This window comes from Paenibacillus sp. J53TS2, from assembly GCF_018403305.1.
GTDB classification, from domain to species: domain Bacteria; phylum Bacillota; class Bacilli; order Paenibacillales; family Paenibacillaceae; genus Fontibacillus; species Fontibacillus rhizolycopersici.
Genome location: NZ_BOSK01000002.1, coordinates 134,244 through 147,402 on the forward strand (window position 1 = coordinate 134,244; position 13,159 = coordinate 147,402).

The following is a 13,159-nucleotide window of genomic DNA, read 5'->3' on the forward strand; positions in this document are numbered from 1 at the left end:
TGTTTCTCCTCCTCAGTATTCTCTTTAGCCCATTTAGGACAAGGCGAACATGATATCTCCCTCAGCGACAATCTTATCGTCCACCTTGGCGATGGCATGGCCTTTGCCGATCGAACCCTTCATGCGGGTAATTTCGACCTCCAGACGCAGCGTATCCCCCGGAACCACTTGTCCGCGGAAGCGGAATTCATCCAAACCCGCCAAGAAGCCGATTTTGCCGCGATTCGCCTCCACATGTAACATCGCCACAGCCCCAACCTGCGCCAACGCTTCAGTAATCAGTACGCCAGGCATGACGGGATATCCGGGAAAATGTCCGGTAAAGAAAGGCTCATTGATCGTCACGTTCTTGATGCCGACAGCCCGTTTGCCTTCCTCGAGCTCGATAATGCGGTCCACCAGCAAGAACGGAGGACGGTGTGGAAGAATCTCCTGGATTTCATTCGTGTTTAACATATGTAATCTCCTTTCGATTTAGCGCATAGGTTCCGATCCTGCACGGTTCACTTCAAGCTGAATAAAAGCGCAGGCTTCCGGTCACACTGTAGTTATCCTTCGCCTCTGCAGAAGCGAAGGTTAAGATAAGGGGCTTATCCGCAAATGACCTCTCGGTCGCTTACGGATAAAGCCCTTTTGACTTGCTATTGCCGTAGAGTCCCCCATCATTATACATTTTTCGCATACAAAAAGAAAACTCCCGTCAGCCGAGAGTTTGTGGACATTTCTGTTAAATTCGTTCTGTTTCTTCTATTATATATGCGTCATTTACGAAGCAAACACCAAATCGAAAACATGCTGCCACGTCGACCAGCTCCAGATATCCGAAGCATCCTGCTTGCCGAAAACGACGTAACCTACGACGGTACCTGCCGCCAGAGCTACAACGAGAACGAGCAACACGAGCACAATACGCAGGATTACGATCCAGGCGGGCCGTTTGGCAACCGGTTGATTGTCTTCAGTCATGAAGCTTCCCACCTATCCGCGCAAGTTGTTGGCCAAGCCCATCATCGTTTCGCCGGAGGTCAGCGCACGAGCCGTCAATTGATAGGCCCGCTGCACCTGGAGCATTTCCGCCATTGCATCGGTCAAATCCACGTTGGAAGCCTCGAGCGCCCCTTGGCGAAGGCTTGCCCGCTGATCCTGCGGTAGGCTCATCGTATCGACCATAGCCTGAGCCGGATCAACACCCGCTGCCAGGACAAACAAGTTGCCATCTTTCTGGACCAACACATCCGGCCGTTCAGCCGTCAGCAAAGCGATTCGTCCCACTTCGGCCGTTCCTTCCCCGTTCGTGGCAAGGAGATTTCCCTCCGCATCCACACTAACCTTAGCATCGGACGGGAACGTGATCGGATCCCCATCGGCGTTCAAAACAACATAACCTTGATTATTCACCAAAAAAGCGGCGCCGGCATCGGCCGGATCCGGCTGAACGTGAAAATCCCCGCCCCGGGTATAAGCCACAACGCCATCCGGCGTCAATACGCTGAACATCGCGTTTCCTTCAATCGCCAAATCCGTCGGATTTCCGGTCTCTTTAATGGAGCCTTGAGTATAATTCACCGTCACCTGCGACATTCTCGAACCAAAGCCGAGAGTGAAGCCGGACGGCGTGGCGCGGCCGGGCAAATTCAGATCGGAAGTCTGCTGTTGTACCCGGGTCAACGTATCTTCGAAGTTAGCTTGCTTCTGTTTGTACCCTGCCGTATCCACATTCGCGATGTTGTCGGCAAGCAAGTCCAGACGTTGCTGAATCCCGCTCATCGAAACCATCGCGCTGATGATGGTATTATTCATGCCGCACCTCCTGTTATAGCCATTCGCTTACCTTACACGCGGCCGACTTCGTTCACCGCTTTATCTAAACTACGATCGTAATATTGGATCATTTTTTGATTGGATTCATAAGCCCGCTGGGCTGCCATCAAATCCACCATCGATTGAGCAGTATCCACATTGGATACCTCCAGGTAGCCTTGGCGTACCCCTGCCACATCCGTACCCTGAACCAGTTCGCGCACGCCCGCCGCCTCTTCGTCAGCGACGCGGTAGACTCCGTTGCCTTCCCGAACCAGTTGATAAGGTTGTTCGACCACCGTAAGTCCCAGAGCACCCAGATTCACCGGGGCACCGGTATTGTCGAGCGCCGTCAAATTCCCGGCTTCATCGCTGGTCAGCGTATCCACGGATAAACCGGGGTTGAGGATGATCGGATTGCCCGCATTATCCAGTACCCGATAACCGCTGGATGTTCGGAGTTCCCCCGCCGTATTCACGGAGAAGCTGCCGTCCCGGGTATAACGCACATTGCCTTCGTTATCCTCTACGGCAAAGAAAGCCTGAGGCTGATAAATCACCTCGCCGTCCTCCGTGACGAATTTACCTGAAGCATCAAAAGCATAAGGTTGGCCCGTTGCCGGGTCGGTTAGGCTCAGCTGCGAGATCAAGGCAAAATCGGTCCCATTCCCGGTTTCCTTCAAATCCCCTTGCGTAAACGCCGGCATACTCTCTTCTGCAAACACCCCGGTTACCAACTTCCCGATACGCGAAGTGGCTCCCGACTGCTTGTCCCCCATCAGGGAAATTAACATTTCAGGAAAAGAGTGCGCCACCGTATTCACCGATTTGTAGCCCGGTGTATTGAGATTGGCGATATTCTGCGTGACCGTATCATGCCGCCGCTGCTCGGCGATCATGCCGGACGCCGCGGTATAGAGACCTCTTAGCATGGCCTTACCTCCAAACGCTATATATTCAACGCCCTAACTCACCGGGCAACACATTCCTTCTTATTATATCGGACGATTAGAACTTTCTTCTTAGCACCTTGTCCAAATTGTCGAGCATGATGCCCGTTCCCTTCACCACGCAGTGCATTGGATCTTCCGCGATCAGCACCGGTACGCGAAGCTCTTCGGCGAGAAGCTCGTCCAGTCCGTTCAGCAGAGCGCCTCCCCCGGTCAAAATCACGCCGCGATCGATAATGTCGGCGGACAATTCCGGCGGAGTGCGCTCCAGCACCGATTTGGCGGTGGCGACGATGGAGGATACCGGATCGGCCAAGGCCTCTTGAATTTCGTTTGCCGTAATCGTCACGGTCAGTGGCAGCCCGGACACCATATCCCGGCCCCGGATATCCATCTCGGCTATCCGTCCGTTCGGGTACACCGTTCCGATCCCGATCTTGATATCTTCCGCGGTCCGTTCGCCAATCAATAGCTTGTACTTCGTTTTAATGTATTTAATAATGGCAGCATCAAACTTGTCCCCCGCGACTTTAAGCGACGAAGCCGTGACGATGTCCCCCATGGAGAGCACCGCCACATCCGTCGTTCCGCCGCCGATGTCGACAACCATGTTGCCGCTCGGTTCGAAAATATCCATGCCGGCTCCGATTGCAGCCGCTTTCGGTTCTTCTTCCAAATACACTTCTTTGGCGCCGCTGTGTTCGGCGGCTTCGCGAATCGATTTCTGCTCCACCGAGGTAATGTTCGTCGGCGCGCAGATCAGAATTCTCGGGTGGCTGTACCAGCTTCTGCCGCCCACCCGATCAATGAAGTATTTCAACATCGTTTCCGTAATTTCAAAATCGGCAATGACTCCGTCCTTCAGGGGACGAATTGCAGTGATATTTCCGGGCGTCCGGCCCACCATCCGTCTTGCTTCTTCACCGACGGCCAGCACCCGTCTTCCGTCGCTGTCAATCGCGACAACGGAAGGTTCGTCAAGAACGACTCCCTTTCCTTTTACATGAATCAGCACATTGGCCGTGCCTAAATCAATCCCAATATCCTTGCCCATCATTCGATCCCCCAAAGCGTATTTTTTAATCACGGAAAGGACGTAGCGACCTTCCCCCATGCGTAATGGCAGAAGTGTCCCGCTAACTAAGATGTTGTGAATCGACAAATGTCGATGAATATCGAAAAATTTCGGGATAAATGGATGAAAATCCACATCATCTTATACCATATTTAAAAATACCATACTTTAGGGGAATGATTCAATGATATTCGTTCGATGGGTGAACTAAATAATTACCCATTAATTGACCGAGCTAATCACCTCGCGTTTGGATTGACCTTTTTTCTTATACTTGATCTTTGTCGCTTCCCCGCCGCGCAGGTGTCTGATCGATTTGTGATATTCGAGAATGTGCTTAACCTGATCCGCCAAATCCGGATTGATCTCCGGCAGACGTTCCGTTAAATCCTTGTGCACCGTGCTTTTGGAAACGCCGAATTCCTTGGCGATGGTTCGAACGGTGTGCCGTGTCTCCACGATGCACCGCCCAATCTTTATCGTCCGTTCCTTGATGTAATCGTGCACGCTCCCGCCTCCCTCAACTCGAGATAGTTTGGTACATTATATGAGGGGCGGGCCTAGATATTCTTTGTTTTCAAGCCTGACAAGCCTGAGCGAGGCCATTTATTTTACCTTTGGTCACCTCGAGGGAAGGTGCAGCAGGGCGGGACAAGCTCATGCTTTGGAGGTGAAACGGCTGAGGTGCCTCTATTCGTGAGCGAACAAAAAAACGGAGAGCTCTTCGCTCTCCGCTTGTCTGCTGCAGCTATCCGGATGTCCGGATCGGCTTGCAGTCCCATAAGTTGGATGGATGGGTTACCGTTAGTTTTTCGGAAGTACGGTTGCCGGGTTGACCAGCTCGCCGTTTTCGTAAATCGTGAAATGGACATGGTTGTCGAGGTCCTTCTCCATTTCGTTACGGCCGGCGCTGCCGATCGTGTCGCCTTGCTTCACTTCGGCATCCTTCTTCACTTTCACTTCGCCCAAGCTTTCGTACACGGTCTTCAGGTTGTTGGCGTGGGTAATTTCCACGACATACCCGAGCAGCGGCACTTCTTCAACCCGCGTCACTTTCCCGCTCATGGCGGCCGTTACCTCGAATGGCTTGCGGTCCTCACGAGCCAAGTCGATTCCGGTGTTCGGCGTAAACGTGTCGTTGTACTGTACCAGGGCGGCCTGATGTTCCTCGGCTGAACCCTCTTTCTCATAGAACGGCTTCACGACGGCCACATCGGCGACATTCGCCACCGGCCAAGTGAGATCTTCGGATGAGGCGATGACTTCGGTCGCTTCTTCCCCTTTCGTTCCCTCCTCGGTTGCGGCTTCCTCTTCGCCGGACAAGTTTACAGTGTCGGTCACGCTGGCGGGGGTCGAGTCCAAAGGCTTGTTGCTCGCATCCTGGTAGACCCACACTAAGGTTAGTATAATTGCCGCTGCCGCCACATACGCTGCCGGGTAAACCCATCTCTTCGACAATAGTCTCTTCCACGCGGATACCGGTTTGACCGGCTCTCCCAATCCAATTTTAGGAGATTCCTCGTGTCCTGTTTTTTTCTGGTTTTCATTCATTTGCTCATCACCTCAGTAACCAGTGTTACCGGGGCGAACTCTTTTATACTTCGGCTCTATACTTTTTTTTCAGAAAAAGAGAATGGCCGTTTTACATGCGTTTACTTGATAAAATGAGAGGCCTGCTGAAACGAGATCCCCGTATAGTAGTGTTTGAGAATTTGGGTCGCCGTATATCCTTCCTTCGCCATGCCGTTGGCTCCCCACTGACTCATCCCAACTCCGTGTCCATAGCCATAGGTCGTGATCTTCACGGAATCTCCGTTTACCGCCAGTGTAAATTGACTGGAACGAAGGTCCAACTTCTCCCGGACTTCGCGGCCGGTGTAGACCTGTTCGCCGATGCGAATCTCTTTGACCCGGCGTCCTGAGGTCCAAGAAAGTGTCTTGAATAACTTGGCTGCGTTTAGCTCCGCTGCCGCCTTCGCTTTCACCGCCCCGGCTGTCTTCTTTGCATGATTATCCCCTTCGTTCAGGGCAGCCAATGCCGTCTGCACCGGTTCTGGCACCTTCTGCCCCAGCTTGCCGTATAGCTGGGCTAGCGACATCTCGACGGTCTCGCGGTTTTTGGGATTGATCGCCGCGTCCCATGGGCTAGGCACGCTCCGCAGGTATGGGATTTTCAGCGACCAATACTCTTCGGAGTTCTCTGTATAGCCGCCGCTGGAAGAGAAGAAGGAAGCGGTGATCGGCTGTCCGCGAAAGGTCATGACGATCCCTTCCGTTTGCCGGACGGCCTGCCGCAGCTTCTCAAGCTGTGCGGCTTTGCCTCGGCTAGGCCACTCTTCCAGATCTGCGCGGGAGAGGTAGACTTGATGCTCCACCGTGTCATTCACGTCGGCTTTGCCGCCCGCGGTGCCTGCGGTATCTCCGGCCGCCAGCCGCCGGACGATAAACGTGCGCGCCGCGATGGCCTGCGCTTTCAGTGCCGCGAGCTCGAAGTCAGCCGGCATCTCGGCGGCAAGGACGCCGGTGACGTACTGCTCGAGCGGCACGGTCTCGACCGCGCCGGTCCGCGTGAGGTAGACGCGCACCGGCGTCCCGCCCGCGGCCTCCGGCAGCGCGGGCGGCGCCTCGGCGCGAGCCGCGTCCTGCGGGCGCGGCTCCGTCGCCGGCGGCAAGGCGGCAGACGCTGGCGTCTGCGCCGTGGCCGCCGGCACGTGGCGCGCGGCTGGCGCCTGCGCCGCGCGCCACGCGATGAGCGCTGGCAGCAGCAGCGCCAGCGCGATCAGCGCCGCCACCACGGGGGCGGCGCCTGCGCCGCCGCCCCATCTCCCGCTGCTCTTGCGGGAGATGGGGCGGCCTGGCCGCGTGCGGACGCTTACGCGCACGCGGCCCTCCGGCGGCACCGACCCAGGTGCCGCCAGTGGGGCCGGGCCCGGTGGGACCACCCGGGCCCGCACCTCACCCAAGCCTCCCGCTGCCGTTCCCCCGAGACCCGTATTTACGGATCTCTCCGTTCTGCCCGCAACGTTTTTCCCGCCTCCTGTATTGACAGCCCCTTCAGTCTTCTCCGTTACGGGTCTCCCGTCTCCTACGTTTGCAGGTCTCTCGGTCCTGCCCGCCACGGTTCCCCCAAGTCCTGGATTTACGGGTCTCTCCGTCCTCTCCGTTACGGATCTCACGCCTCCTACGTTTATGGACTTCTTGCTCTCTTCCTTACCGTTCTTTTCCTCTCGGCGAGGCGCCACATTTATTTTTACTACCTGGGACCGTTCCTGCATCGATTCGTTTACCTCCACCTCTATTCGTGCTGCTGTACGCTAATCACGCCTGCGAGCTAGCAACCTAGCTTTTCTCTCCTTATATCGTTTACCCGCTATACTTATAGATATGAGTTTTGGCAAAATGCTAGAACCCGTTTTCTCCCCTATTACGTTGAAACTAAAAAAACGCCTGACGGCGCTCTCGGGTAGCTCTTACTTTTACTTCCTTCGCATTCGATTGTTGGATTACTATCAACATCTCGAGGATTAATTAGCCTCTGCCTTTCAATATTGTTGTATGACATTTAGCTAGACTTGGCCCGACCAAGATCGTTTAGACCCGTTCCTCCCCAACAAAAAAAGACCCGGTTTCCCAGGTCCTTCGCTAATCGCTTATCCTTGCACTTCCGTTTTATTCAGAAACGGCGCCGTCTTCTTGTAGGTCTCGCCCCATTCCTTCATCTTTTGAATAATCGGAATCAAGGTCTGCCCAAACTCCGTTAAGGAGTACTCTACCTTCGGCGGCACCTGATGGTACACTTCGCGATGCACGATGCCGTCCTCCTCCAGTTCGCGCAACTGTAGCGTCAGCATTCGTTGAGTGATCGTCGGGCAGATCCGGCGGAACTCGTTGAATCGGATCGGTCCATTAATCAAATGATACAATAGGACGCCTTTCCATTTACCGCCGATCACGTCCAGCGTGAACTCGACGGGACATCCTTCGTCATTGGGGCATACGCCATAGCCGCTTTTACGATCGCGCATTTCCGCATCCCTCCACAGTTAGTATACAAATGATATCTACATTACATTATTGCGTATACAAACAATTATAGTTCGACTAGAGGGAGTGCACAAGTCAGCTATAGAAATGAAAAAAACCACGCCCCCGGCATGGTTTTCTCCGTACTCCTATTCCTTTATCCATCAGGCCCAAGAAGGCTGGATTTTCAATACCGGAATTTCTTCTTTCACACTGGCCGAAACCTTCTCGGTTTCCGGAGCCGGCTCCTCGACAGAAATGCGCCAAATGTCAGCGCCTAAGCCGGACAATTTCTCAGCCAGATCCACGTATCCGCGGTCGATGTGATGCGTCCCGCTGACTTCCGTCGTGCCTTCCGCCGTCAATCCTGCCAGGATCAGAGCTGCTCCGGCACGAAGGTCGGTGGCGCAAACCTTGGCCCCGCTGAGCTTGCTGCCCCCGGAGACGATCGCGCTGCGTCCTTCCACCTTAATGTCGGCACTCATTAAACGGAACTGATCCACGTGCATGAAGCGGTTTTCGAAGACCGTCTCGGTAATGACGCTTGCGCCTTCGGACACCAACAGCAAGGCCATCATTTGCGACTGCATATCGGTTGGGAAGCCAGGATACGGTAACGTCTTGACGTCAACGGCTTTCAGCGGCTTGTCGGCGATAACTCGCACTCCGTTCTCTTGCGCTTCTACCGTTACGCCCATCTCCTCGAGCTTGGAAATGACCGGTCCAAGGTGATCCGCAATAGCCCCTTCAACAAAAATATTCCCGCCGGTAATCGCCGCAGCGACCATAAAAGTTCCGGCTTCGATCCGATCCGGAATCACCGTATGTTCGCATCCGTGCAACCGTTCGACGCCTTCAATCCGGATCATGCCGGTTCCCGCTCCACGGACAACGGCGCCCATGCTGTTCAGGTAATTGGCCAAATCGACGATTTCCGGTTCCTTCGCCGCATTTTCAATGATGGTCGTGCCTTCTGCCAAGGTTGCTGCCATCATGATATTCTCCGTCGCACCTACGCTGGCAACGTCCAAATAAATTTTAGCGCCGCGGAGGCGGCCGTTCGCTTTGGCTTCGATAAATCCGTGACCGAGGGTGATCTCTGCGCCCATCGCTTCGAAGCCTTTCAAATGCTGGTCAATCGGTCTAGTCCCGATCGCGCAGCCTCCCGGCAGGGAAATCCGGGTGAAACCCATCCGTGTCAACAACGGACCCATGACAAGAAAAGACGCCCGCATCTTTCGCACCCACTCATAAGGCGCTTCGCATGAAGCGATTTGCCGCGCATCGACCGTAATGACTTCCCGATCATAGGTAACGGCCGCTCCCAGCGACTCTAACACTTTATTAATGGTCATCACATCGTCTAGAGGTGGTGCATCTCGAATAACGCTAACCCCTTCTTCACCCAATAAAGACGCTGCAATGATCGGTAGCACTGAATTTTTAGCACCGCTGACTTTTACGTTCCCGGCCAAAACATTGCCACCGCGGACGATAAATTTGCTCATCATGGTTCCCTCCGCGCGTTCATTTTCACTTTTTTCCCGATTTGGAAAAAGATTAACCTGTTCATTCCCTAAATTTCATCATATCACCGGTCATTTAAGGCACACAAGGCTCTAATCCTGTCGAAAAAGCGTGTTTTGGCGCAGAAATCGCCTCTTGCCCCGTTTATGGACATGCTCTCGAGTCGTAGTCCTTACTCACCATTGTTGACACAATGAAATGATGTTATTCGACAAATTGCTTTGATCAAAACATGTACTTCAACATTTGGGTATATCCCCAATACTCCATCACAAAAGCGGCTACAAAACGCCCCAATACCACCGCGAGCAACAGCTGCAGCAGCTTTCCTTGCGGTCCCTTAGGGTGACGAATGAATAGATCCAGCTTCAAGTTTTGCAGCGCCCACCATGACAACGCAATGCATGCCAAGGAGACGAGGATGGCTGTCAAGCCGCCCACACCGACCGAAGCCGTTACCTGGTCGATTGGATTCATGACTAAATCCCCCATCACATTTATATTTATGCTGCAAGTACCTAAACGGTTAATCCTGATCTGTAACGCATTGCTCCAAGATTCACAACCTTGTAATATATATCGGTTATGAACTTGTAAAAATATAGACCTTATATATCATACTTGCCATCGCAGCAATAATCCAGCTTTTCTTCACCTTGCAAAGGTTTCCAAATTCATCTATCACCTAAATGTCATCGTCATGTCATTCTGCAAGAAAAAACAGGCACCCAAAGGTGCCCGTTATTCCGCAGATTTATTGCTTATGACGGTTGTCGCTGGATACGTTGATCCGCGTAACCGCCCGTTGCAGCGCCAGCTCTGCGCGGCGATGATCGACTCGGTCCTGGTTGCTGCGAGCCGCCAATCGGCGTTCCGCACGCTCCCGGGCCGCAATGGCCCGCTCCAGGTCGATTTCTTCCGGCAGCTCCGCACTCTCGGCAAGCACGATGACTTTATCGCTTTGCACTTCGATGAAACCACCGTGTACCGCGATCGTTGTCGTTTCCTTGCCGGTTTTCGCAACCACTGGAGCAACTTGCAGCGGTGTGACGAGTGGAATATGGCCTCGCAAGATGCCAAGCTCCCCTTCGAGTCCGCGGACCGTCAGGCTGTCCACCTCTTTCGAGTACACCACATGCTCCGGCGTAACGATTTCCAATAAAAAGCTGCTCAAGTTTATCCCTCCTGTTCGTGGGACAGTTCATTTCTGAAGCATCCGGATTCGGCTTGGATTTACAGCGTTTTCGCCTTTTCGACGGCTTCTTCGATCGTTCCTACGAACAGGAACGCCGCTTCCGGAAGGTCGTCGTGCTTGCCGTCCAGAATCTCCTTGAAGCTGCGTACGGTTTCCGCGATCGGCACGTACTTACCGGCGATCCCCGTAAACTGCTCAGCCACGTTAAATGGCTGCGACAGGAAACGTTCGATCTTCCGGGCACGTGCCACCAATGTTTTATCGTCGTCGGACAATTCATCCATACCCAGGATCGCGATGATATCCTGCAATTCTTTATAACGAGCCAAAAGTTGTTTCACGCCTTGGGCTACGGCATAGTGCTCTTCGCCCACGATTTCCGGCGTCAAAATCCGCGAACTGGAAGCCAGCGGGTCCACGGCCGGGAAAATCCCTTTTTCGGAAATTTTCCGTTCCAAGTTCGTCGTTGCGTCCAAGTGAGCAAACGTCGTAGCCGGAGCCGGGTCAGTATAGTCATCCGCAGGGACGTAAATCGCTTGGATCGAAGTAACGGAACCTTTCTTGGTGGAAGTGATCCGTTCTTGCAGTTGGCCCATTTCGGTTGCCAGCGTCGGTTGGTAACCTACCGCGGAAGGCATCCGTCCAAGCAAGGCCGATACCTCGGAACCCGCTTGCGTAAACCGGAAGATGTTGTCGATGAAGAGCAATACGTCGCGGCCTTCTTGGTCGCGGAAATATTCAGCCATCGTGAGGCCCGTCAAGGCTACGCGCAAACGCGCACCCGGCGGCTCGTTCATTTGTCCGAATACCATCGCGGTTTTCTCGATAACGCCGGATTCCGTCATTTCCATGTAAAGGTCGTTCCCCTCACGGGTACGTTCCCCTACGCCGGCAAATACGGAAATCCCGCCGTGTTCGTGGGCGATGTTACGGATCAATTCCTGGATCGTTACGGTCTTACCTACGCCGGCGCCGCCGAACAGGCCGATTTTACCGCCCTTCGCATAAGGAGCCAGCAGGTCGATGACCTTGATCCCGGTTTCCAGCATTTCCGCTTGCGTCGACAGTTCATCGAACTTCGGCGGTTCGCGGTGAATCGGATATTTCAGTTCGGTAGCGGCTGCGCCTTTCTTGTCGATCGGTTCGCCGAGCACGTTAAACACGCGGCTGAGCGTTGCTTCTCCGACCGGAACCGAAATCGGCGCTCCCAAGTCGATCGCTTCCGTACCGCGCACAAGGCCGTCCGTCGAGGCCATGGCGATACAACGAACGAGGTTGTCGCCCAGATGATTGGAAGCTTCCAGAACCAGCGCAGACTGGCTGTCCTGCTTCTCAATTTTTATAGCGTTGAAGATTTCCGGCAGTTGACCGCGCTGAAATTCGATGTCAACAACCGGACCCATTACGCTGACAACGCGTCCTTTGTTCATCTTCGTTTCCCTCCTAAAATTGCTTCCGGATCGATTAGCCTTGGGCTGCGTTTGCTCCGGCAACGATCTCCGTGATTTCTTGCGTAATCGCCGCTTGGCGAGCGCGGTTGTACGTCAGGGTTAGTTCATTGATCATCTTCGACGCGTTTTTGGTCGCACTGCCCATGGCAGTCATCTTCGCGCCAAGCTCACTCGCCTTACCGTCAAGAAGCGCACCAAAGATCAATGTTTCGGCATATTTCGGAAGCAGCACTTCCAATACCCCTTCAGGCGAAGGTTCATACTCATAGCTGCTGGCCAGACCCTCATGCTCAACAGAGTCAAACGGAAGCAAACGCTCCACGGTCGGCAGTTGGGTAATCGCATTAACAAATCGGTTATAGCAAACGTAGATTTCGTCGAATTGCTCGGTTTCGAAGCCCTGCACCGCCGCATAAGTCAAAGACTTGATGTCGGCGAATCTCGGCGTATCCGAGAGTTCGGTTACTTCGTGGGACACCGGATAGTTACGGCGCTTCAAATAATCTCTGCCTTTACGGCCGATCACGAAAAGTTCGTATTCCGAAGATGAAGCGTGGCGGGTACGAACCATATCCGTCACTTTCCGCAAAATATTCGCGTTATATCCGCCGACCAAACCGCCGTCGGACGTAATCACGATGTAAGCAGTCCGCTTCACCGGACGCGTCACGAGCATCGGATGGCTGACGCCTTGGGAGGCGGCAGCAATGCTGGAAACGACCTCTTTCAGCTTCTCCGCATAAGGACGGGAGGCTTGTGCTCTCTCCTGCGCTTTGCGCAGCTTCGCCGAAGCTACCATTTCCATCGCTTTGGTGATTTGCCGGGTGTTCTGAACGCTTTTGATCTGACGCTTGATTTCGCGCATCCCTTTTGCCATGATTTCACCACCTTAAACTTTGGCGTGGCCAAAATTCAATTGCATGAATCTATGAAGCTGCAATATTGAAATGTTCTTACGATCGCTGTTGCTCGCGGATTTCTTGAATTGACGAATTCAGAAATAGGTGAAATCCGCTCACAAAGGCGAACGCTTCGCTTCTTCAGAATCATTTCAACCTTTTGCTTAAGGATTCATTCAACCGTTTCAATTGGCATCCCCAAAGTATTTTTTACACACAGGCGTAAACCGGCGTTGCGC

Annotated in this window: 14 protein-coding genes; all 14 read right to left on the reverse strand. The window is 53.7% G+C overall.

All coding sequences use genetic code 11. The annotated features are described in order from the left end of the window. Window positions 1-33: 33 nt before the first annotated feature. The 14 genes from fabZ to atpG all read right to left on the reverse strand — a co-directional run bounded on the left by fabZ (window position 34) and on the right by atpG (window position 12,898). A complete protein-coding gene (fabZ, locus tag KJS42_RS05170) occupies window positions 34-456 on the reverse strand; it encodes a 3-hydroxyacyl-ACP dehydratase FabZ (protein WP_155607679.1) in 423 nt (140 codons plus the stop codon). A 309-nt stretch (window positions 457-765) separates the two neighbouring features. Further along, entirely contained in the window at window positions 766-966 is a 201-nt protein-coding gene (locus KJS42_RS05175) for a DNA-directed RNA polymerase subunit beta (protein ID WP_155607678.1), read from the reverse strand. 12 nt (window positions 967-978) lie between these two features. Then, entirely contained in the window at window positions 979-1,800 is an 822-nt protein-coding gene (locus KJS42_RS05180; RefSeq protein WP_213622205.1) for a flagellar hook-basal body protein, read from the reverse strand. Window positions 1,801-1,832: 32 nt separating this feature from the next. Next, complete coding sequence (locus tag KJS42_RS05185) at window positions 1,833-2,732, reverse strand: flagellar hook-basal body protein (RefSeq protein WP_213622206.1); 900 nt, start codon at window positions 2,730-2,732, stop codon at window positions 1,833-1,835. A 76-nt stretch (window positions 2,733-2,808) separates the two neighbouring features. Beyond that, window positions 2,809-3,807, reverse strand: a complete 999-nt coding sequence (mreB, locus tag KJS42_RS05190) for a rod shape-determining protein (protein WP_155607675.1) — start codon at window positions 3,805-3,807, stop codon at window positions 2,809-2,811. A 240-nt stretch (window positions 3,808-4,047) separates the two neighbouring features. Beyond that, complete coding sequence (spoIIID, locus tag KJS42_RS05195; protein WP_009223751.1) at window positions 4,048-4,332, reverse strand: sporulation transcriptional regulator SpoIIID; 285 nt, start codon at window positions 4,330-4,332, stop codon at window positions 4,048-4,050. Window positions 4,333-4,629: 297 nt separating this feature from the next. Then, window positions 4,630-5,376 (reverse strand): M23 family metallopeptidase, encoded by a 747-nt coding sequence (locus tag KJS42_RS05200; protein WP_155607674.1) that lies wholly within the window; start codon window positions 5,374-5,376, stop codon window positions 4,630-4,632. Window positions 5,377-5,477: 101 nt separating this feature from the next. Next, window positions 5,478-7,001, reverse strand: coding sequence for a stage II sporulation protein D (gene spoIID, locus KJS42_RS05205; protein WP_244868389.1), 1,524 nt, complete (start codon window positions 6,999-7,001; stop codon window positions 5,478-5,480). Window positions 7,002-7,475: 474 nt separating this feature from the next. After that, window positions 7,476-7,850 carry a winged helix-turn-helix transcriptional regulator gene (locus KJS42_RS05210; protein ID WP_155607673.1) on the reverse strand — a complete coding sequence of 125 codons (375 nt, stop codon included), beginning with the start codon at window positions 7,848-7,850 and terminating at the stop codon, window positions 7,476-7,478. A 162-nt stretch (window positions 7,851-8,012) separates the two neighbouring features. Continuing rightward, entirely contained in the window at window positions 8,013-9,356 is a 1,344-nt protein-coding gene (murA, locus tag KJS42_RS05215; RefSeq protein WP_193417118.1) for a UDP-N-acetylglucosamine 1-carboxyvinyltransferase, read from the reverse strand. A gap of 244 nt (window positions 9,357-9,600) precedes the next feature. Beyond that, window positions 9,601-9,852: a DUF1146 family protein gene (locus tag KJS42_RS05220; RefSeq protein WP_155607671.1), complete on the reverse strand. Its 252-nt coding sequence runs from the start codon at window positions 9,850-9,852 to the stop codon at window positions 9,601-9,603. Between the two features lie 277 nt (window positions 9,853-10,129). Next, on the reverse strand, window positions 10,130-10,549 hold the full coding sequence (locus KJS42_RS05225; protein ID WP_193417117.1) for a F0F1 ATP synthase subunit epsilon: 420 nt from the start codon (window positions 10,547-10,549) through the stop codon (window positions 10,130-10,132). A gap of 59 nt (window positions 10,550-10,608) precedes the next feature. Next, window positions 10,609-12,000, reverse strand: a complete 1,392-nt coding sequence (atpD, locus tag KJS42_RS05230; RefSeq protein WP_155607669.1) for a F0F1 ATP synthase subunit beta — start codon at window positions 11,998-12,000, stop codon at window positions 10,609-10,611. Between the two features lie 34 nt (window positions 12,001-12,034). Beyond that, on the reverse strand, window positions 12,035-12,898 hold the full coding sequence (gene atpG, locus KJS42_RS05235) for an ATP synthase F1 subunit gamma (protein ID WP_155607668.1): 864 nt from the start codon (window positions 12,896-12,898) through the stop codon (window positions 12,035-12,037). Window positions 12,899-13,159 lie beyond the last annotated feature (261 nt).

What these genes read in the sequence shown, in the direction of transcription:
- atpG (WP_155607668.1), bottom strand. Translation starts at nt 12,898, where the DNA reads ATGGCAAAAGGGATGCGCGAAATCAAGCGTCAGATCAAAAGCGTTCAG.
- atpD (WP_155607669.1), bottom strand. Translation starts at nt 12,000, where the DNA reads ATGAACAAAGGACGCGTTGTCAGCGTAATGGGTCCGGTTGTTGACATC.
- KJS42_RS05180 (WP_213622205.1), bottom strand. Translation starts at nt 1,800, where the DNA reads ATGAATAATACCATCATCAGCGCGATGGTTTCGATGAGCGGGATTCAG.
- KJS42_RS05210 (WP_155607673.1), bottom strand. Translation starts at nt 7,850, where the DNA reads ATGCGCGATCGTAAAAGCGGCTATGGCGTATGCCCCAATGACGAAGGA.
- KJS42_RS05200 (WP_155607674.1), bottom strand. Translation starts at nt 5,376, where the DNA reads ATGAATGAAAACCAGAAAAAAACAGGACACGAGGAATCTCCTAAAATT.
- KJS42_RS05185 (WP_213622206.1), bottom strand. Translation starts at nt 2,732, where the DNA reads ATGCTAAGAGGTCTCTATACCGCGGCGTCCGGCATGATCGCCGAGCAG.
- murA (WP_193417118.1), bottom strand. Translation starts at nt 9,356, where the DNA reads ATGAGCAAATTTATCGTCCGCGGTGGCAATGTTTTGGCCGGGAACGTA.
- fabZ (WP_155607679.1), bottom strand. Translation starts at nt 456, where the DNA reads ATGTTAAACACGAATGAAATCCAGGAGATTCTTCCACACCGTCCTCCG.
- KJS42_RS05220 (WP_155607671.1), bottom strand. Translation starts at nt 9,852, where the DNA reads ATGAATCCAATCGACCAGGTAACGGCTTCGGTCGGTGTGGGCGGCTTG.
- KJS42_RS05175 (WP_155607678.1), bottom strand. Translation starts at nt 966, where the DNA reads ATGACTGAAGACAATCAACCGGTTGCCAAACGGCCCGCCTGGATCGTA.
- mreB (WP_155607675.1), bottom strand. Translation starts at nt 3,807, where the DNA reads ATGATGGGCAAGGATATTGGGATTGATTTAGGCACGGCCAATGTGCTG.